Below are 19,116 nucleotides of genomic sequence, written 5' to 3'. Positions count from 1 at the left end.
AGGCAAATGCACGGCCGAGCCAGGTTCCCTCTGCTCCGCCACCGCATCCTCCTCCAGTGACCACCACAGAGCGCTACCACCGATTACGGGACAGAGCCCGTGTTCTCGTTGCGTTCCTCCGCCCTGCCCGCGCGGCGGGGCCTGCTGTACGTCGCCCTCGCCGCCACCGCCTGGGGCACCGCCGGGGCGGCGGCCGCGCTGCTGTTCCAGCGCAGCGGCCTGGGCCCGCTCGCCCTGACCTTCTGGCGCTCGGTCGGCGGCGCGGCGGTGCTGCTGGCCCTGCGCCCGTTCACCGGCCGGGCGGCGCGGCCCGCGCGGCCGTCCGTGCCGCGGATCCTGCTCAACGGCCTGGGGCTGACGCTGTTCCAGGCCGCGTACTTCCTGGCGGTCCGGCACACCGGGCTGGCCGTCGCCACCGTCGTGACGCTCGGGTCGGCGCCGGTGCTGGTGGCGCTCGGCGGGCGGCTGCTGATGGGTGAGCGGCTGGGCCGGGCCGGGCTGGCCGCGGTGGCCGGGGCGGTGCTCGGCCTGGGCGTGCTGGTGCTCGGCGGTGCTGCCGCGGGCTCCGGCGGCGGGGTCGAACCGGTGGGCCTGGCCTGGGCGTCGGCCTCGGCGGCGGGCTACGCGGCGATCACCGTCGCCACCCGCCACCGGGCCTCGCGCACCGGCGCCGCCGACGATCCGGCGGCCACCACCCTGTGGTCGTTCGGGGTCTGCGCGGTCTGCCTGTTCCCGTTCGCGCTGGCCGAGGGCCCGCTGCCGTCCACCGGTTCGCTCCCCGCGACGCTGCTGCTGCTCGGCTACCTGGCGACCGTCCCGACCGCGTTCGCCTACGCGCTGTACTTCGCGGGCGCGGCCGTGGTCCGGGCGGCGACGGCCTCCGTGGTGGCGCTGATCGAGCCGCTCAGCGCCACCGCGTTCGCGGCGGCGGTGCTGGACGAACCGCTGACCCCGGCGGCCCTGTTGGGCACCGCGGTGCTGCTGCTCTCGGTGACGGCCCTGGCCCGGTCCGAACTGCGCACGTCCTGACCGCCGGTGGTGGGCCGCTGCTTCAGCGACGGGCCGCCCCGGGCCGGGGCCGATCCGTCGGCGCAGCAGCCGCGCGCCGTCGGGCTGGACGAGTTCCCGCCCCGTGCGGTGGCGGTGGGTCGGGCGGAAGCCCGGGAGCGCGGCGAGGCGGGCGCCGTCCGCGGGGTCCCGGACCTCCGGGCCGTGCGGGGACGCCGAGAGGAGCGGGCCGTCGGCGCCGGAGAACCGGCCGTCGGGTCCGCCGGACGCGGCGGTCCCGGCGGCCCGCCCGCGGCCCACGCCGCCGGACCGGGCTCAGCCCTCCCGTCCGGCGGCGGCGTCGATCTCGGCGATCAGGCCTTCGATGCGGGTGCGGATGGCGTCGCGGATCGGGCGGACGGCGTCGACGCCCTGGCCTGCCGGGTCCTCCAGGGTCCAGTCGCGGTAGTGCTTGCCGGGGAAGTAGGGGCAGGCGTCGCCGCAGCCCATGGTGATGACGTAGTCGGAGGACTCGACGGCCTCGGTGGTGAGGATCTTCGGCTGCTGGTCGGAGATGTCGATGCCGACCTCGGCCATCGCGGCGACGGCGGCCGGGTTGACCTCGCGGCCGGGCGCGGAGCCCGCGGAGCGGACCTCGACGCGGTCCCCGGCCAGGTGGGCGAGGAAGCCGGCGGCCATCTGGGAGCGGCCGGCGTTGTGGACGCAGACGAAGAGCACGGAGGCGAGCGGCGCGGCGGTCATCGGGGATGCTCTTCCTGGGGAGGGGTGGGCCGACACGGTCGCACCGGCCCCGGCTGACGTGAAAGTATCAGCCCATGGTGATGTCAGTCGACACTGAACTGTTGCGCGTGCTGTCCGACCCGCTCAGGCTGCGGATCGTGACCCTGCTGGCCCGCGAGACCCTGTGCACCACGCACCTGGTGGAGGAGACCGGCGCCCGCCAGACCAACCTCTCCAACCACCTGAAGGTGCTCCGGGACGCGGGCGTCGTGGACACCGAGCCGTGCGGGCGCTTCACGTACTACCGGCTGCGCCCGGAGGTGCTGGAGTCGCTGTCCGCGCAGTTCGCCGACCTCGCCGCCACCGCCCGCGCCAACGCCGACACCAAGAGGTCCTGCTGATGCCCCGCACCGTCCCCGTCCCCGACCCCGCGACCGGACCCGAAGCGGCGTCGGTCGCCGGGAAGCTGTCCTTCGTCGACCGCTACCTGGCGGTGTGGATCCTGGTCGCGATGGCCCTCGGCCTCGGGCTGGGCCGCCTGGTCCCCGGACTGGACGACGCCCTCGCCGAGGTCGAGATCGGCGGGATCTCGCTGCCCATCGCGCTCGGCCTGCTGGTCATGATGTACCCGGTGCTGGCGAAGGTCCGCTACGACCGGCTCGACACCGTCACCGGCGACCGCCGCCTGATGGCCTCCTCGCTGGTGATCAACTGGCTGGTCGGGCCCGCGGTGATGTTCGCCCTCGCCTGGCTCTTCCTGGCCGACCTTCCCGAGTACCGCACCGGCCTGATCATCGTCGGCCTGGCCCGCTGCATCGCCATGGTCATCATCTGGAACGACCTCGCCTGCGGCGACCGCGAGGCCGCCGCCGTCCTCGTCGCGCTGAACAGCGTCTTCCAGGTCGTGATGTTCGGCGTGCTGGGCTGGTTCTACCTCGACCTGCTCCCGGGCTGGCTGGGCCTGGGCGAGGGCGAGCACCTCGACGTCTCGATGGGGAAGATCGCCCTCAACGTCGTCGTCTTCCTCGGCATCCCGCTGATCGCCGGATTCCTCACCCGCCGCCTGGGCGAGAAGAAGCTCGGCCGCGAACGCTACGAGAGCGACCTGCTGCCGAAGATCGGCCCCTGGGCCCTGTACGGCCTGCTGTTCACCATCGTGATCCTGTTCGCCCTCCAGGGGAGGACGATCACCTCGCAGCCCCTGGACGTCGCCCGCATCGCCCTCCCCCTGCTCGCCTACTTCGCGCTCACGTGGTTCGGCACCTTCGCCCTCGGCAAGGGCCTCGGCCTCGGCTACGACCGCACCGCCACGCTCGCGTTCACCGCCGCGGGCAACAACTTCGAACTCGCCATCGCGGTGGCCATCGGCACCTTCGGCGTCACCTCCGGCCAGGCCCTCGCGGGCGTCGTCGGCCCGCTGATCGAAGTCCCGGTGCTGATCGCCCTGGTGTACGTCTCCCTCGCCTGGCGCAGGAAGTTCGCCGCGGGGCGGGTCAGCGGTTGAGGTCGAGGAGCTGGGCCAGGCCCGCGAGGACGGACGGCTCGACGCGGTAGTACACCCAGGTGCCGCGCCGTTCGGAGGCGAGCAGTCCGGCCTCGCGGAGCTTCTTCAGGTGGTGGGAGACGGTCGGCTGGGAGACGCCGACGTCCTGGATGTCGCAGACGCACGCCTCGCCGCCCTCGTGCGAGGCGACCTTCGAGAACAGCCGCAGCCGCACCGGGTCGCCGAGCGCCTTGAACATCGCGGCCATCGTGACCGCGTCCGCCTCGGAGAGTTCCGCCGAGGTCAGCGGCGGGCAGCACGGCACCGCCTCCGGCGCGAGCACCGGCAACTCCATCCTCGAATTCGACATACGTCTATGTTGACATCCATCGATCCAGCGGGCAAGGTCGGAGCCGACAGCACATCGACGTCCGTCGAATCAGGCGGGTCGCGGCGAGGCCGCACCGCCCAGCGCGAAGAGGAGAGAACCGCCATGACCTCCGACACCACCGGCCTGCCCGTCCTCGTGATCGGCGCCGGACCGATCGGCCTGGCCGCCGCCGCCCACCTGCTGGAGCGCGGCCTCGAACCGCTCGTGCTCGAAGCCGGGCCGTCGGCCGCCACCGCCGTCCGCGGCTGGTCGCACGTGCGGCTGTTCTCCCCGTGGGCCGAGGTCGTCGACCCCGCCGCCGAGAAGCTGCTCACCCCCACCGGCTGGACCCGGCCCGACGGCGCCGCGTACCCGACCGGCGGCGACTGGGTCGCCCGCTACCTCCAGCCGCTCGCCGACGCCCTCGGCCGCCACGTCCGCTACGACGCCCGCGTCACCGGCGTCGCCCGCGCCGGGCGCGACCGCATCGTCGACGCCGACCGCGAGCAGCAGCCCTTCACCGTCCACGTCACCCGCGCCGACGGCACCGAGGAACGCCTCCTCGCCCGCGCCGTCGTCGACGCCTCCGGCACCTGGTCCACCCCCAACCCGCTCGGCGCCGACGGCCTGCCCGCCCTCGGCGAGCGCGCCGCCGCCGACCGCATCTCCTACCGCGTCCCCGACCTGCGCGACCCCGCCGTCCGCGCCCGCCACGCCGGCAAGCGCACCGCCGTCGTCGGCACCGGCGCCTCCGCGTTCACCGCCCTCGCGGCCCTCGCCGACCTGGCGGAGCAGGAGCCCGGCACCCACGCGGTGTGGGTGCTGCGCCGCGGCCTCACCGGCTCCACCTACGGCGGCGGCACCGCCGACCAGCTCCCCGCCCGCGGCGCCCTGGGCCTCGCCGCCAAGGCCGCCGTCGAGCACGGCCACGCCACCGCCCTCACCGGCTTCCGCACCGCCGCCGTCGAACCGTCCGCCGACGGCCGCCTCACCCTCGTCGCCGAGGACGGCACCCGCACCGAAGGCCTGGACGAGGTCGTCGTCCTCACCGGCCTGCGCCCCGACCTGTCCTTCCTCACCGAACTGCGCCTGGGCCTCGACGACCGCCTCCAGGCCCCCGTCGCCCTCGCCCCGCTGATCGACCCCAACCAGCACTCCTGCGGCACCGTCTACCCCCACGGCGCCGCCGAGCTCTCCCACCCCGAGCAGGACGCCTACCTCGTCGGCATGAAGTCCTACGGCCGCGCCCCGACCTTCCTCGCCCTCACCGGCTACGAACAGGCCCGCTCGGTGGCCGCCGCCCTCGCGGGCGACCACGAGGCCGCCGCCCGCGTCGAACTCACCCTCCCCGAGACGGGCGTCTGCGGCGGCGCCGGCCTCTACGACGCACCCGCCGAGGAGCAGAACGACGGCTGCTGCGGCGCCCCCGCCGCCCCCCAGCTGATCACCCTCGGCACCGGCCCCTCCGGCCCGTCCTGCTCCCCCACCGGCGGCTGCTGACCCGGCGCCGACCCTCTCCCCGCCCTGGCCGCACACGCCCTCCTCGCCGGCACGGCGCGGGTGGCCCCGGCCACGAGCAGCGGCACCGGCCCGCCCTCCGCGCTGCTCCGCCGTACGCGCCGCGGCCGGGCCCGGCGCGCCTCGCCCGCCGCGGGTTGCGCTCAGATGTGCCCGGCTGCTTCGGCGGTGCCGGAGAGGACTCGGACGCCCCCGCGGCACGCACGACCTCACCCGGGCCGTCCCGGGTGCCGGTGGGGTGGTCGCTGTCGGCCCACCGCGGGGGTCCGGCCGGTGGTGAGGTGGCTGAGTCCTTCGCGGGTGGTGGCGACGACGACGCGGTCGCCGTCGGCCAGGACGCGGGCGGGGTCGGGGTTCCAGAGGAGTTCGGGCGTGGTGGTGTAGGGGTCGGCGAGGTCGGGGCTGCGCCGGTCGGGGTGGGCGAGGTCGAGGGCCAGGATGCGCCAGGCGCCGGGGCGGTGGGCCCGGGCGACGGTGCGGCCGGACAGGTGGGGGTTGGCGGTGGTGTCGAGGGCGGCGACGAGCAGGACTTCGCGGCCGACGGCGATGGCGCCCAGGACCTGGCGGCCCATCATGGCGGAGGCGAAGGCGGGGGCGGCGAGGAAGGAGACGCTGCGGCTGCGGGTCTCGGCGTGCGGGTAGGAGTCGCGCAGGGCGCGGTAGATGTCGCCGGCGAAGTCGTCGTCGAACAGGCGCAGGACGACGCGCAGGCGGGGGTCGGACTCGCGGGCGGCGAGGGCGGTTTCGAGGTTGGTGCCGTCGTCGCTGGTGAGGGCGAGCAGGGCGCGGGCCCGGCCGGCCTTCGCGGCGTCGAGGACGCCGTCCTGGGTGGCGTCGCCGATCACCACGGGGACGTCGTGGGTGCGGGCGCGGGCGACACCGGCGGCGGTGGGGTCGCGGTCGACGCAGACGACGGGGACGTCGAGTTCGCGCAGCCGGTCCAGGACGCGGCTGCCGACCCGGCCGAGGCCGACCAGGACGACGTGGCCGGACAGGTTGCGCGGGGGGCGGCGCAGGGCGGTGGCGGTGCGGAAGGTGCCGAGGGCCTCCAGGGCCAGGGCGATCAGGAACGGCATCAGGAGCATCCCGGCGACCGCGGAGGCGATCTGCAGGGTCTTGCCGGTCGGTCCGGCGTCCTCGGCGGGGTCGGCGATGCCCAGGACGTCGAGGACGACGAGCCAGGCGGCGTGCAGCGGGGGCCGGCCGGTGAGCCGCCAGCTCGCGGTGGTCAGGGCGAGGACCAGGGCGGTGAGGGCGGCCAGCGCCCAGCGCAGGCGCGGGGTGAACAGGTCGGCCAGGGGCAGGCCCGCGAGGGCGGGACGGCGGCGGGGCCGGGGCGGCGGTTCGGCGCGGCCGAGGAGTTCCAGGACGGCGCGGGGCCGGTCGGCCCCGACGGTGCCGGGGTCGGGCAGCAGGTGGTCGGCGGGGTCGGCGCCGGGGTGGGGCGGGGCGGCGAGGACGGCGAGTTCGGTGCCCTCGGGGCGGGCGCCGGGGTCGAGTTCGGCGACGCGCAGCAGGCGGCCGTCGATGTGCAGGGCGTGGGAGCGGCCGCCGAGCGCGGCGGCGACCAGGGCGGGGGTGGCCGTGGCGGAGGCCGACAGCACGGTGGTGGACGCCTCCAGCGCGGCGGCGGACAGGCCGGGGTGGCGGGCCAGGACGGCGCGGTCGAGGAGCTGTTCGACGCGTCGGCCCAGGCGCCGGTTGAAGACCCGCACCACCAGGCGCAGGTCCGGGTTGAGGCGGCGGGCGCGCAGGGCGGCGTGCAGGTTGGCCTGGTCGTCCTCGGAGGTCAGGGCGAGCGCGGCGGCGCGCTCGACACCGGCCGCGGCCAGGGCCGCCTCGTCGATCTCGCCCGCTTCGACGACCTCCACGGTGCGTTGCGGGTCGGCGGCGAGCGCGGCGATCCTCGGCCCGTGGCCGTGCAGCAGCGAGGGGACGAGCACGACGACGCGCTGCCCGTAGCGGTCGGCGAGTTCGACCGCCAGGCGGTGGGCGAGCGCGTCGCCGCCGCAGACCACCATGTGCCCGCCCGGTGGCGGAGCGGCGCTGGTGGCGCTGGTGGCGCTGGTGGCGGCGCGGGGGCCGGGCCGCGGTGCGGGGCGGGCGTGGCCGGTGGTGCCGGGTGGGGTGCTCACCGGTGCAGTCTCCTCACTCGGCAACCCGGGTGGTCGGCTCCGCCGGGATCGTTGACGACCTGTCACTTCGACGGACGGCGCTCCGAAGCCGCCGCCCGGCCGTAGGCGCGGCCGGGCTCCCGCATCCCGGCGGCGACCGGCACTCCGAGGGCGGTAGGACCTGCCGGACGGCCGGGCGGCGCCGCGGACCACGGTCGGGGTGTGCGCCCGCAGCGCTGCGCGCAGGCCGACAGCGAGTGCCCGGGCCTCGCTCGCAGCAAGCGAGTTCACCCCGGCGAGGTCGACGACGAACCGGCCGGGGCGGCGGTGCAGGGCGGTCGGCAGGCGGTGCGGTGTGCCGGGGCGGTTCACCGGCCACCGGCCGGAAGCCGGCAGCGGAACGGCGGGATGGCAAGGGCGTGGTGAGGGGGCATCGGGTCTCCGGGCATGAGGGGGTCCTCGTGCCGACCAGGCTTCCCGGCTCACCTGGCGGCGATCGTAGCCGGTGGCGGTGACGGCGGCGAGGGGCTGTGCGGGCGGCCGTGCGGGCGGCTGCCCGGCCGTGTTGGCCGCAAAGGGTCTGTCAAGGAGCCGTAAGAGTCGTATAAAGTCACTCCCGGTGTGCCGGGAAGCCTGGTCGGCGAGCAAGGGGACAGCCCTCTTGTTCCCCAGCCGATCCGGGGGTTCCCTTCGTGGTGCTCGTCGTCGTGTTCGGGGCCGCGCTGCTCGTCGCGGTCCTGCTGTCGGGCCTGGCCGCCCGCACCGTGCTCTCCACCTCCCTGCTGTTCCTCGCCGCGGGCGCCCTGGCGGGCGACGGCTTCCTGGGCCTGATCCACGTCGCCCCGAACAGCCCGGTCGTCGCGGTCACCGCGGACCTGGCGCTGTTCGCGGTGCTGTTCACCGACGGCATGCACGTCGCCTTCCCCGCGCTGCGCGCCGCCTGGCGCGACCCCGCCCGGGCGCTGGGCCTGGGCATGCCGCTGGCGTTCGTCGGGATGGCGCTGGTGGCGCACCTGCTGGTCGGGCTGGACTGGACGACGTCGTTCCTGGTGGGTGCGGTGCTGGCACCGACCGACCCGGTGTTCGCCTCGGCGATCGTGGGCCGCAAGGAAGTCCCGGCGCGGCTGCGGCGGTTGCTGAACGTCGAGTCCGGGCTGAACGACGGGCTGGCGCTGCCGGTGGTGCTGGTGCTGATCGCCGCGGCCGGTCCCGCCTCGCCCGACTTCGAGGCGTCGCTGCCCGCCATCGGCCTGGAACTCGTCGGCGGCCTGGCCCTGGGCGTCGTGCTGCCGCTCGCGGTCAACGCCCTGGTGCGGGTGCCCGGGCTGGGCGCGGAGACGAAGCTGCAGCCGCTGCTGCCGCTGGCCTGCGGCGTGATCCTGTACGCGGCCTGCCACCTCACCCACGCCAACCCCTACCTCGCCGCGTTCTCCGCCGGAGCCGTCCTCGCCTCCGTCGCACCCGAGTCGAAGACGTCGTTCGAACCGCTGGGCGAAGCCCTCGCCGAACTGGCGAAGTTCGCCGCCCTGCTGGTCTTCGGCGCCCTGCTCACCCCGCACCTGTTCGGCAGTCTGCCGCCGGGCGGGTACGCGGCGGTGCTGCTGGCGATCGTGCTGATCCGCCCCGCCTCGCTGCTGCTCTCCCTGGTGCGCTCCCGGATCGACCGGCGCGAGCAGCTGGTGGCGGCCTGGTTCGGCCCCAAGGGCTTCGCCTCCGTCGTCTACGGGCTGCTCGTCCTGCAAGCAGGAATCCCGCAGGGCGAGCGGGCCTACACGCTGATCGCGGTGTGCATCGCCGCCTCGATCGTCGTGCACTCCAGCACCGACGTCCCGATCGCCCGCCTCTTCCACGTCGACGAACCCGAGCCCGGAGCGGCCCCGCTCCCGGCACAGCCCCGCACCCGCACCCCGGAGGCGCCCGATGCGCGCACGTGACCTCGCCGAACCCTTCCCCACCGTCGCCCTGGACGACCAGGCCCTGGACGCCGCCCGGCTGCTGGCCGAGCACCGACTGCCCGGCGTGCTGGTCGTCGACGGCCCCGGTGCGCCCCGCGCCGTGCTGCCCGCCTCCCAGCTCGTGCGCCTGCTCGTCCCCGGCTACGTCATCGAGGACCCCTCGCTGGCGGCGGTGATCGACGAGGCGCACGCCGACCGGCTCTGCGAGGAGCTGACCGGGGTGCGGGTGCGCGAGTGCCTGCCCAAGGACGCGCCCGCGCCGCCGGTCGCCGACGCCGAGGACACCGCGGTGGAGGTCGCCGCGCTGATGGCCCGCACCCGCAGCCCGCTGGTCGCCGTCGTGGAGCGGCCCCCCGGCAGCCGGACGGCCGCCACCGGACGGCTGCTCGGCGTGATCACCGCCTCGAACCTGCTGCACCGACTCCTGGGGGCCTCGTGAACGACTGGCACGCCTGGGCGGCGCTGGCGGTCTTCGCCGCCGCCTACGTCCTGATCATCACCGAATGGGTCCACCGCGTCGCCGCCGCCCTCGGCGGCGCCGCCGCGATGCTCGCCCTCCGCGCCACCGACGACGAAGCCGCGTTCTTCTCCACCGACTCCGGCATCGACTGGAACGTCATCTTCCTGCTGATGGGCATGATGATGATCGTCGGTGTCCTCAAGCGCACCGGCCTGTTCGAGTACCTGGCCGTCTGGTCCGTCAAACGCGCCCGTGCCAAACCCTTCCGCGTGATGGCGATGCTGGTGGTCATCACCGCCGCCGCCTCCGCGCTGCTGGACAACGTCACCACCGTGCTCCTCGTCGCCCCCGTCACGCTGCTGGTGTGCCAGCGCCTGGGACTGAAGGCCGCGCCGTTCCTGATCGCCGAGGTCTTCGCCTCGAACATCGGCGGCACCGCCACCCTGGTCGGCGACCCGCCGAACATCATCATCGCCAGCCGGGCCGGGTTGAACTTCAACGACTTCCTGGTCCACCTCGCCCCGCTCGCCGTCGTCCTGACCGCCGTCCTGCTGGTGATGTGCCGCTTCCTGTTCCGCGCGCACTTCACCTACGACGAGCGGCGCGCCGCCGAGGTGATGGCCCTCAACGAGCGCGAGGCGATCCACGACCGCCGCCTGCTCGCCCAGGGCCTGGCCGTCCTCGCCCTCGTCATCGCCGGGTTCGTCCTGCACCCCGTCGTCCACTACGCGCCGTCCGTGGTCGCCCTGCTCGGTGCCGGGATCCTGGTCGCGATCTCGAAGGCCGAGGTCAAGGACGTCCTCGCCGAGGTCGAGTGGCCGACCCTCGCCTTCTTCGCCGGACTGTTCGTCATGGTCGGCGCCCTCATCGAGACCGGCGTCATCGAAACCGTCTCCGAGGCCCTGGCCGACGCCACCGGCGGCAGCCCGCTGGGCGCCGTCATGCTGCTGCTGGTCGCCTCCGCGATCCTGTCCGGCGTCGTCGACAACATCCCCTACGTCGCCACCATGGCCCCCATCACCGCCGACCTCGCCCACACCGTCGGCCAGCCCTACGGCACGGTGCTCTGGTGGGCCCTGGCCCTGGGCGCCGACCTCGGCGGCAACGCCACCGCCATCGGTGCCTCCGCCAACGTCGTCGTCCTCGGCATCGCCGAACGCAACCGACAGCCCATCAGCTTCTGGACCTTCACCCGCTACGGCCTCCCCGTCACCGCCGTCACCGTCGCCGTCTCGGCCCTCTACCTGTGGCTGCGCCACTTCGCCCTCGCGTGAGCGCCTCCGGCCCGCCGGGGGTGGAGGACCGCCGCCTACCAGCCGAGCGGTTCGGGCTGCTTGCTGGGGGCGGCGGGTTCGGCTCCGGCGTCGGCGAAGGCGCGCAGGGCCTGGACGAGGCCGGTGCGCTGGCGGGCGGGCATGGCCTGGACGATGCGGCGGATCTCCTCGCGGCGGCGCTCGGTGGCCTCGACGACGGTGCGGGCGCCCTGCTCGGTGAGGGCGGCGCGCACCTCGCGCCGGTCCTCGGGGCGGGTGTCGCGCACGACCATGCCCGCGGCGGTGAGCCGTTCCAGCATCCGCATCGCGGTGGACGGGTTGACGGCGAGGTGCTCGGCCAGCCGCGAGAGGCTCATCGCACCTCTGGAGTGCAGCAGCACGAGCATCCGGAACTGAGGGAGCGTCAGCGACTCGGCGACCTCGCCGAGCGAGCGCGCCGAGATGGCGACCAGGACCCGGGAAGCGGTCAGGACCGCGGTGACCAGGTCCTCCTCGAGGCCTCCCGGGTGCGGGGCGTCGGGGTCTGATGGCGAGTGATCGTCCGGCATGGGTCCTTTCTACATCCTGACCCCCGGCGTGCGGAGCCCGGAGTGCGCCCCGTGCGCCCTCCCGAAATCCGCCTTTCCGGGTGTCGTGTCTGGTGCGCCCGGCATTTTCTTTGCATAATGCAAAGGTCTTCTTGGCGCCGGCCGTCCGCTCGCACGGGTGCTCCACCGGTCGCGGCCTCGGGGACCGGGCTTCCCCCTGGAGCGGTGCGACGCCGCCGGGTTCGCGGTACTGGTCGCCACCCGCCGCCACCTCGTCTCCCGGAACGGCGAACTGCGCCTGGTCCTGCCCGCCGCGGGCGCCCCGGTGCGCTCGGCGCTGTCCGCGTTCGGCGCGCACCAGGTGTTCGACATCCACCCGAGTGCGCAGGCGGCCGTCCTGGACTCCCGGCCGGCCGCTCCCGTCCAGCGCCGCGCCGCCGCGCGGGAGCACCGGGCCCGGGCCTCCGTACCGGGTGCCATACCCCGCCAGCGCGGCTGAACAGCTCCGCCCTCAGGCCGACTCGTCCGAGCGGCGGCGCAGCAGCATCATCGCGGCGTCGTCCTTGAGCGGTCCGGCCGCGTAGGCGGCCACGTCGCGGCGCAGCGCCTCCAGCGCGCCGTCCGGGTCGTCGACCGCCAGCAGGCCGGCCCGCTCCAGCAGCGGGTAGAACTCGCCGGTGTGGTCGCGGGTCTCGGTGACGCCGTCGGTGTAGAGCAGCAGTTGGGTCGGCGCGCACGACCAGCGGTGGCGGGTGGCCGTAGTTGAGGAGGGTGACGGTGCCGTCGGCGGTGATCTCGGCGAGGATCGCGCTGACGAACTCCTCCCCTTCCAGGCGCCGGTTGAGGGCGGCGCCGAGCACGACGGCGGCGGTCTCCACCGCGTCCGGCGAGGGCGACGGTGGCGCGCCTGCCGCCGAGCATGCCGTCGTAGCAGGCGGCGGCCGTGCACAGGACGAAGGCCAGCGCGCCGACCAGCAGGGCGCGGCGGACGGTGCCGCTGACGCAGGCGAAGGCCGGGCCGATGGAGAACAGGGCGAGGTAGCCGACCTCCGGTCCCGCCGAGAGTTCGACCGCGGCGACCGCCGCCATCGCGGCGAACGGCAGCACGGGCAGCAGCAGGTCCACTCCGGTTCCGCGGGGCTGCATGATCCCCCTTTCCGGCGGCCTGGTTCACCGCCACCGCTACTTTTGCACTATGCAAAGTGACTGCACAAGGCCCGTCGCCGGTTCCCGTGCGTCAGCGCGGGGGCGGTCCCGAGCGGTGGTGGAGGGCTGCCAGGACGGTCCGGCCGGCGACCCGGCCGAGCGCTTCGGCCACCGGTGCGGCGGGGCTGACGGCGGCCATCGGCGACAGGTGTCGGCGTACGGGTCGACGTGCACGAGCGTGTACGGGGACACGTGCACAGCTCCAACGGTCTCGCGCCGTGGGGACCTTCGGATTGCGACCGCGGTGGACATCGAGCGGTCAGCGGGAGATCGGGCTCGCGTCCGACAGGAGGCCGTCGACGTCAAGGTGTGCTGACCGGACTACCTCCGCGACTGTTGGCGGTACCGACCGGGGGCCAAGCCGTACTCCCGTTTGAACGCTTTGGCGAAGGCGAATTCGGAGGTGTATCCGGTGCGCTGCGCGACGGTCTGCACCGGCTTGTCGCTGTCGCGCAGCAGTCGCGCCGCCAGCGTCATCCGCCACCAGGTCAGGTAGCCCAGCGGCGGTTTGCCGACCAGCGAGGTGAACCGGCGGGAGAAGGCCGCCCGCGACAGTCCGGCTTTCGCGCCCAGCGCTTCGACCGTCCACTGTGCGGCGGGTTCCTGGTGGATATGGCGCAGCGCTTCGGTGATCGCTGGATCGCGCAGCGTCGCGGCCCATCCGGTGGCCGGGCCGTCGTCGGTTTGCTCGTCGAGCCAGGCCCGCAGGATGTACAGCAGCATGATGTCCAGCAGGGCCGATACGACCGCTTCGGTTCCGTGGTCGGGGTTGGCGATCTCGTCGCCGAGCAGGTTGACGGCAGCGCGTAGCGGCGTGCGGTGGCCGAGACGTGCCGGAAGGTGGATGACTTCGGGAAGCTCTTCGAACAGCGGATGCGGCCGGGTCCGGTCGAGCGTGTACGCGCCGCACAGCAGGACCGTCGGAGCCCCTTTGCCGTCGTCGGCACTGGGCGCCGTCTCCCCCAGGGACGCCGAGCGTGCGCCGGTCAGGGGCGTCGACGGACTGTCGGCCAGAGCGTGCCCGCAGCCGTGCGGAAGGCACACCACATCGCCCACGCCCAGGGCGATCGCGGCGCCCGTCGGCGGGATCAGCCAGCACGTCCCTTCCAGCACCACGTGGAAGCCGGCCCCGGAGAACGGCTCGGCCCGCACTCCCCACGGAGCGTGCTTGCGGATTTCAGTGGAATGCGGGCGCCCCATACGCATGACGCCGATCGCGTCGCTGAGCACATCCATCGTCAGATCGTATCGCCAGGCCGCTGCACGCAAGACGACCAGACAGGAAACGGAGACGGTGGGCCATGGAGAGCGGCACCTGGCCTCCATACGCTGAGTGCGCCAGACAGATTGACCGATCGGTCTACCAGAAGGGCAGCACATGAGCCTGTACACCGCCGTCGCGACCGCGACCGGCCGCGACGGCCGCGCCGTCAGCTCGGACGGCAAGTTGGACGTCGAGCTGGCCCTCCAGGAGGAGTTGGGCGGGACCGGAGTGGGCACCAACCCCGAGCAGCTCTTCGCGGCGGGCTACGCGGCCTGTTTCGCCACCTCCATGCAGCTGGTGGCGCAACAGAAGGAGATCGACGTCTCGGGCATGTCGGTCACCGCCGAAGTCGGCCTCGTCCCCAACGGGCAGGGCGGCTACCAGCTCGAAGTCAGCCTGCGGACGAAGCTGCCGGACAGCCTGCCCCGAGAAGTCGGTCGCACGCTCATCGAGGCCACCCACCGGGTTTGCCCGTACTCCAACGCCACGCGCGGCAACATCCCGGTCGAGCTGCTCGCCGAGTGACCGCCGCCCGCTGAACGCCACCTGGACCGCAACCGCCGGAGTGCGCGGTCCAGGTGGCGTCGTCCTACCCGCCTGCCCCACGGCGCGGGGCAACGCCCATCGGTCCTGAGACCAGCTCGTTTCGCACCGAGACCCCTGTGTGCGTTCGGGCCCACCCGGCTGTGCACGTTCGCCTGTACGCCGACAGCAGGATGATCGCGGCGGCGGCCGGGGCGCGGGCCGCACCCGCGAAGACCGCGCCCGGCATCGCGCCCATGAACGGGGACGGCGCGAACACGCCCCCGCGGGTGGGAACCGGTCGGACGCGGCCCTCCGTCGCCCCGCGCGGAGGTGCGGTGCGGAAGCGGAGGTGCGGTGCGGAATCAGTGGGCGCCGGCCAGCTCTCCGGAGAGCCTGCCGTGCAGGTCGGCGCTGGGGGTGTTGAGGCCGGTGATCTCCACGGTCTTGCCGCGCTGCCCGTACTTGGTCTCGACGGCGTCGAGGGCGGCCACCGAGGAGGCGTCCCAGACGTGGGCGTCGGTGAGGTCGATGACGACCCTGTCGGGGTCGTTCGCGTAGTCGAACCGGCCGACGAGGTCGTTGCTGGAGGCGAAGAACAGCTCGCCGGTGACCCGGTAGACCACGGTGCCGCCCTCGGGGTCGGCGTGGGCGGTGACGGTGGCGAGCGCCCGCGAGGAAGGTGGACAGGCGGGTGCGGGCGCCGGACACCTTCACGTTGATCATGGTCTGGCCGATCATCGCGCAGCCGCCCATGCCGCCGAAGAAGCCGGTGACGATGTTGGCGATGCCCTGGCCGATCGACTCGCGGGTCTTGTCGGAGCGGGTCTCGGTGATGTCGTCGACCAGCTTGGCAGTCATCAGCGACTCCATCAGGCCCACCAGTGCCATGGCGAGGGCGTAGGGGGCGATGACGGTGAGGGTGTGCAGGGTGAACGGCACGTCGGGCAGGCCGGGCACCGGCAGGGAGGAGGGCAGCTTGCCCTCGTCGCCCACGGTGGGCACCGCGATGCCCGCCCCGACCGTCATGACGGTGAGGACCACGATGGACACCAGCGGCGCCGGAACCACCTTGGTGACCCTCGGGAACAGCACCATCAGGGCCAGGCCGCCGACGACCAGCGGGTAGACCGCCCACGGCACGTCCACCAGGTTGGGGATCTGCGCCATGAAGATCAGGATCGCCAGGGCGTTGACGAAGCCGACCATCACCGAGCGCGGCACGAACCGCATCAGCTTGGCGACGCCGAGCGCACCGAGCACGATCTGGAAGACACCGGCGAGGATGACGGCGGCCACCAGGTAGCCGAGGCCGTGCTCGCGGTTGAGCGGGCCGATGACCAGGGCCACGGCACCGGTCGCGGCGGAGATCATCGCGCGGCGGCCGCCGACGACCGCGATGGTGACGGCCATGGTGAACGAGGCGAACAGACCGACCCTCGGGTCGACCCCGGCGATGATCGAGAACGAGATCGCCTCGGGGATCAGCGCGAGGGCGACGACCAGGCCGGCCAGCACCTCGGTGCGCCAGACCTTCGGGTCGGACAGCCAGTCGGGCTTGAGACCGGCGAGGCGCGCGGCCGGGGACACGGTGGGAGAGGACAAGGACGGTTACCTGTCGTGCTCGGGCACCCCTTCGGACAGGGCCGGGGCGCGAGGAAGGGCGACGCGGAGGGCCGGGCCGGCGCGCCGCGCGCGGCCCCGCGGGGGCGCGGGGCCGGAAGTCTGGAGGGGGAGGAGCCGGTGCCTGCGCGAGCGGGCGCGGCCTCGCCTCAGCGGAGGCGGAGCATCACGGCGGGCAGGCGGCGCCGGGCGGCACGGGCTCGCGCACGCGTCCCTCCTGCGGGGATCGGGTCTTCACCGGGGCGGCGTCGGCCCCGGCACGGCGAACGGCGGGGCAGCGGTCGGCCACCCTCACCACCGGGAACTCTACCCTAACGTTAGAGTAGGAAGCGGGGAGCCGGGTCGGAACCGACCGGCCGCGACGAGAAGGGTCAGGAGACCACGGGCGTGGACGGCACACACATGCAGATCGGCGAGGTCGCCTCACGGACCGGACTGTCCCTGCGCACCATCCGCCACTACGAGGAGACCGGCCTGGTCGTCCCCTCCGCCCGCTCCCAGGGCGGTTTCCGCCTCTACACCGAGAACGACGTCCAGCGCCTCATGGTCGTCCGCCGGATGAAGCCCCTCGGCTTCACCCTCGACCAGATGCGCGACCTGCTGGAAGCCACCGACCGCCTCGACGCCGACGAGACCCTCGACGTCCACGAGCGGCGGGCACTCCTCCAGCGCGTGCGCGGCTACGAACAGGCCGCCACCGAACAGGTCGAGAAGCTCCGCGTCCAGCTGGCCCGCGCCGAGGACTTCGCCCGCACCCTGCGCACCCGGCTGGAGCGCGACACCGCCGTTCGCCCCTGACCCGCGGATCGACGCGCGGTCAGCGCAGGGTGGCCGCCAGGGCAGCGCCGGCTTCGGCGGTGGTGGCGGGGACTTCGTTCTGCCAGGCGGGGTCGCGGACGACGGCCTGCCAGGCAGCCGCGGTGAGCGGAGGGGCGGGGCGGTCGGCCAGGCCGAACGGGTGCTCCTCCGACGGGGCCGGGCCGTTGCTCACGACGAGGTCGACGGACGTCCCGTCGGCTCGCTCCAGGCGGACCTTCCTGAAGTAGTAGCCCCCGTCGGGGCCCACACCGGTGACGGCGCTGACCACGGTTCCTGCGGCATCGGCGGTGCTGGTGCACCCGGCCGGTTCGGCCCCCTCGGGGCGGGTGCCGTAGTCGGTCAGGTCCAGCTGATCGCAGTTCCACGACATGGCCTTCGGATCGGGAGGGCTCACGACGACAAGGATGTGGGCGGCGCCCCGGCCGTCGTCGTACTCCACGCTGAAGGCGGTCGCGACGTCCCGGGTCGCCTCGAACGGGCCCGCCCGGAACTTGCTGAGCTTCCCGCCGGGAGGCAGCAGGCCGGCCAGGATCTGGAGCATCGCTTCGGCGGTGACCGGCACCGTCGCCGGACTCGGCTCCGCGGAAGTCGCGGTAGCGGCGGGCGACGTGCCGGTGACCGCCGGACTGCTGACCGGACGGGGCATCACCACCGCGCCCGTGGTCGCCAGCGCAGCCACCACCACCACGGTGGCGCCGAGGGTCCACAGGCGCCGACGGCGGCGGAGCCGGCGGCCCTGGGCTCCCGCCTCGGCGACGATGGCGCCGATCGGCGAGGCGAGGCCGTCGACGCTCTCGCCGAGCAGGCGGCTCAGATCGTGCTCAAGGTCCATGGCCTGGTTCCTCGTTGTCGGCTCGGGGGGATGGTCGGTCAGTCGGTCAGGGCCGGAAGAGGGTCTCGCGGTCCTCGCCCAGGATCTCCCGCAGCTTGGCCAGCGAACGGAAGTTGAGGCTCTTCACGGCCCCGGGGGACATGCCGAGCATGTCGGCCACGGCCTCGATGCTGTGGTCCTCCAGGTAGCGCAACACCACCACCGCCCGGTTGCGGGGCGGAAGTTGCTTCAGGGCAGCCACCATGACCAGTCGCAGCTCGCCGCCGTCACCCGACGCGGACGCCCGCTCCGGCAGCTCGGCGGTGACGACCTCGGACGACTTCCGCAGCCGCTTCTGCGAGAGGTAGGTGCGCAGCAGCACCTTCCGGGCGTAGGCATCGATCGTGGATCCGTCGTCGCCACCACGCCGCAACCGGCCCCAGACCGAGAACATCTTCGCCAGCGTGGTCTGCACCAGGTCCTGGGCCTGGTGCCAGTCCCCGCACATCAGGTAGGCGACCTGGAAGAGTCGGTGGGCCCGGCTGCTCGCGAACTGCTCGAACTCGAGCCCCTGCTCCATGCCGCCGCTCCCCGTGCCGTAACGATGTCGCCAGTACTACGCACTGACGGCCCGCCAGGTTACGCGGGGGAAGCAACTTTTCGATCACGACGCATCAGCACGCGCGAACATGATCGTTTCGGCTGTCCGGTGCCCCAGGACTCGTCCCGACCGCTCCAGCCGTCCGCACCGACGGGCACCCGTCGGCTCAGGAGCGGCGCTCTCGTGCCCGTCCCGGCGCCCACGGCTTCCGGCTGCCGGCGCTATCCGGATCCTGCCCCTGGAGCGGGGTCCGGCCCCCGCGTCCGTCCGGACGCGGGGCGCTGCGGTCCGGCGGCGAGGGCGCGGTCGATCTCGTTGATGGCCCTGGCCGCTTCGGCCAGGCGGGCCTTGGCGGCGGCGACCTCCGCGAGCAGGCGGGCGGCCACGTGGTCGGCGTCCTCGTACCCGCCCGGCTCCCCAGGGTCCGCGGGTGTGCTCTCCACGCCACCGCTCCTCGCAGTTTCGGCTTCTCCGGGCGGCTCGCCCGTCCCCGGGGAGCGCGGCGCGGGATCTTCGGCTTCCGAGGCGGTCGAGCACGGCCCTGGGGAGGCGCGCCCGACCACCCGGGCTCATTTTATTGCACAGTGCAAAGAATGGACAAGCCCGCACCGGTCGGACACGACTCCTGAAACCCAGCACGGCGGCGGCCGCGGACGATTCTGGCTCGCCCAGCAGCCCTGCGACCTCGCCCGGATCCGCCCCACCGCACAGACCGGCACCACCGTCCGGCTGCACGCCGGACCGCCCGGTTGATCCGGCACTCGAAGCGGGCCGACCGGAACGCCGCCACTGCGCTGCGCGGCAAGGACGACGGCCCCCTGCCGACGGCGCCCTGCCGACG

18 protein-coding genes and 2 pseudogenes are annotated in these 19,116 nt (G+C 73.9%); 10 read left to right on the top strand and 10 right to left on the bottom strand.

All coding sequences use genetic code 11. From position 1 onward, the window contains the following. The first annotated feature begins 99 nt into the window (after window positions 1-99). The gene (locus OO57_RS32020; RefSeq protein WP_033256243.1) at window positions 100-1,029 is read left to right on the top strand and encodes a DMT family transporter; all 930 of its coding nucleotides are present in this window, start codon (window positions 100-102) and stop codon (window positions 1,027-1,029) included. Window positions 1,030-1,323: 294 nt separating this feature from the next. On the opposite strand, the gene OO57_RS32015 is transcribed toward OO57_RS32020, so the two are convergent. Further along, window positions 1,324-1,749: an arsenate reductase ArsC gene (locus tag OO57_RS32015; RefSeq protein ID WP_033256242.1), complete on the bottom strand. Its 426-nt coding sequence runs from the start codon at window positions 1,747-1,749 to the stop codon at window positions 1,324-1,326. A gap of 74 nt (window positions 1,750-1,823) precedes the next feature. On the opposite strand from OO57_RS32015, the gene OO57_RS32010 reads away from it, so the two are divergent. Continuing rightward, the gene (locus OO57_RS32010) at window positions 1,824-2,129 is read left to right on the top strand and encodes an ArsR/SmtB family transcription factor (RefSeq protein ID WP_033256241.1); all 306 of its coding nucleotides are present in this window, start codon (window positions 1,824-1,826) and stop codon (window positions 2,127-2,129) included. Beyond that, entirely contained in the window at window positions 2,129-3,232 is a 1,104-nt protein-coding gene (gene arsB / locus OO57_RS32005) for an ACR3 family arsenite efflux transporter (protein ID WP_033256240.1), read from the top strand. Before OO57_RS32010 ends, arsB begins: the two co-directional genes overlap by 1 nt. On the opposite strand, the gene OO57_RS32000 is transcribed toward arsB, so the two are convergent. Beyond that, a complete protein-coding gene (locus OO57_RS32000; protein ID WP_033256239.1) occupies window positions 3,222-3,581 on the bottom strand; it encodes an ArsR/SmtB family transcription factor in 360 nt (119 codons plus the stop codon). The genes arsB and OO57_RS32000 overlap by 11 nt on opposite strands. Before the next feature lie 123 nt (window positions 3,582-3,704). Between OO57_RS32000 and OO57_RS31995 the strand changes: the two genes are divergently transcribed. After that, window positions 3,705-5,081 carry an NAD(P)-binding domain-containing protein gene (locus OO57_RS31995; RefSeq protein ID WP_033256238.1) on the top strand — a complete coding sequence of 459 codons (1,377 nt, stop codon included), beginning with the start codon at window positions 3,705-3,707 and terminating at the stop codon, window positions 5,079-5,081. A 227-nt stretch (window positions 5,082-5,308) separates the two neighbouring features. Here the strand turns inward: OO57_RS31995 and OO57_RS31990 are convergent, their stop codons facing one another. Next, window positions 5,309-7,234, bottom strand: a complete 1,926-nt coding sequence (locus OO57_RS31990; RefSeq protein ID WP_324606810.1) for an NAD-binding protein — start codon at window positions 7,232-7,234, stop codon at window positions 5,309-5,311. A 671-nt stretch (window positions 7,235-7,905) separates the two neighbouring features. Between OO57_RS31990 and OO57_RS31985 the strand changes: the two genes are divergently transcribed. The 3 genes from OO57_RS31985 to OO57_RS31975 are packed head-to-tail and all read left to right on the top strand — an operon-like array spanning window position 7,906 to window position 10,902. Then, complete coding sequence (locus tag OO57_RS31985) at window positions 7,906-9,147, top strand: cation:proton antiporter (RefSeq protein WP_051778515.1); 1,242 nt, start codon at window positions 7,906-7,908, stop codon at window positions 9,145-9,147. Next, window positions 9,134-9,607, top strand: coding sequence for a CBS domain-containing protein (locus OO57_RS31980; RefSeq protein WP_033256237.1), 474 nt, complete (start codon window positions 9,134-9,136; stop codon window positions 9,605-9,607). The genes OO57_RS31985 and OO57_RS31980 overlap by 14 nt, the downstream gene beginning before the upstream one ends. Beyond that, complete coding sequence (locus tag OO57_RS31975) at window positions 9,604-10,902, top strand: ArsB/NhaD family transporter (protein ID WP_033256236.1); 1,299 nt, start codon at window positions 9,604-9,606, stop codon at window positions 10,900-10,902. Before OO57_RS31980 ends, OO57_RS31975 begins: the two co-directional genes overlap by 4 nt. A 35-nt stretch (window positions 10,903-10,937) precedes the next feature. On the opposite strand, the gene OO57_RS31970 is transcribed toward OO57_RS31975, so the two are convergent. Then, entirely contained in the window at window positions 10,938-11,450 is a 513-nt protein-coding gene (locus OO57_RS31970; protein ID WP_033256235.1) for a MarR family winged helix-turn-helix transcriptional regulator, read from the bottom strand. Between the two features lie 157 nt (window positions 11,451-11,607). On the opposite strand from OO57_RS31970, the gene OO57_RS40000 reads away from it, so the two are divergent. Then, complete coding sequence (locus OO57_RS40000; protein WP_051778514.1) at window positions 11,608-11,928, top strand: STAS domain-containing protein; 321 nt, start codon at window positions 11,608-11,610, stop codon at window positions 11,926-11,928. A gap of 12 nt (window positions 11,929-11,940) precedes the next feature. On the opposite strand, the pseudogene OO57_RS47470 reads toward OO57_RS40000, so the two are convergent. Beyond that, window positions 11,941-12,289: pseudogene (locus OO57_RS47470) on the bottom strand (PP2C family protein-serine/threonine phosphatase). Between the two features lie 667 nt (window positions 12,290-12,956). After that, window positions 12,957-13,871, bottom strand: a complete 915-nt coding sequence (locus OO57_RS31960; RefSeq protein ID WP_033256234.1) for an AraC family transcriptional regulator — start codon at window positions 13,869-13,871, stop codon at window positions 12,957-12,959. Window positions 13,872-14,013: 142 nt separating this feature from the next. Here OO57_RS31960 and OO57_RS31955 point away from each other — a divergent pair, with 142 nt between their 5' ends. Then, window positions 14,014-14,424, top strand: a complete 411-nt coding sequence (locus tag OO57_RS31955; RefSeq protein ID WP_033256233.1) for an organic hydroperoxide resistance protein — start codon at window positions 14,014-14,016, stop codon at window positions 14,422-14,424. Between the two features lie 362 nt (window positions 14,425-14,786). Here the strand turns inward: OO57_RS31955 and OO57_RS38760 are convergent. Next, window positions 14,787-16,011, bottom strand: a pseudogene (locus OO57_RS38760) (SulP family inorganic anion transporter). A gap of 420 nt (window positions 16,012-16,431) precedes the next feature. Here OO57_RS38760 and OO57_RS31945 point away from each other — a divergent pair. Then, on the top strand, window positions 16,432-16,842 hold the full coding sequence (locus OO57_RS31945; protein ID WP_199811368.1) for a MerR family transcriptional regulator: 411 nt from the start codon (window positions 16,432-16,434) through the stop codon (window positions 16,840-16,842). A 19-nt stretch (window positions 16,843-16,861) separates the two neighbouring features. On the opposite strand, the gene OO57_RS31940 is transcribed toward OO57_RS31945, so the two are convergent. The 3 genes from OO57_RS31940 to OO57_RS31930 form a co-directional block, all read right to left on the bottom strand. Then, on the bottom strand, window positions 16,862-17,695 hold the full coding sequence (locus OO57_RS31940) for a hypothetical protein (protein ID WP_033256231.1): 834 nt from the start codon (window positions 17,693-17,695) through the stop codon (window positions 16,862-16,864). A 46-nt stretch (window positions 17,696-17,741) separates the two neighbouring features. After that, complete coding sequence (locus OO57_RS31935; RefSeq protein ID WP_033256230.1) at window positions 17,742-18,254, bottom strand: SigE family RNA polymerase sigma factor; 513 nt, start codon at window positions 18,252-18,254, stop codon at window positions 17,742-17,744. A 242-nt stretch (window positions 18,255-18,496) separates the two neighbouring features. Then, window positions 18,497-18,718 carry a hypothetical protein gene (locus OO57_RS31930; RefSeq protein WP_033256229.1) on the bottom strand — a complete coding sequence of 74 codons (222 nt, stop codon included), beginning with the start codon at window positions 18,716-18,718 and terminating at the stop codon, window positions 18,497-18,499. Between the last annotated feature and the right edge of the window lie 398 nt (window positions 18,719-19,116).

Origin of the sequence: Kitasatospora phosalacinea, from assembly GCF_000717185.1 — a bacterium.
GTDB classification, from domain to species: Bacteria; Actinomycetota; Actinomycetes; order Streptomycetales; family Streptomycetaceae; genus Kitasatospora; species Kitasatospora phosalacinea_A.
The sequence above is the reverse complement of the archived record's forward strand: the minus strand, read 5'-3'. Positions and strand labels throughout refer to the sequence as shown.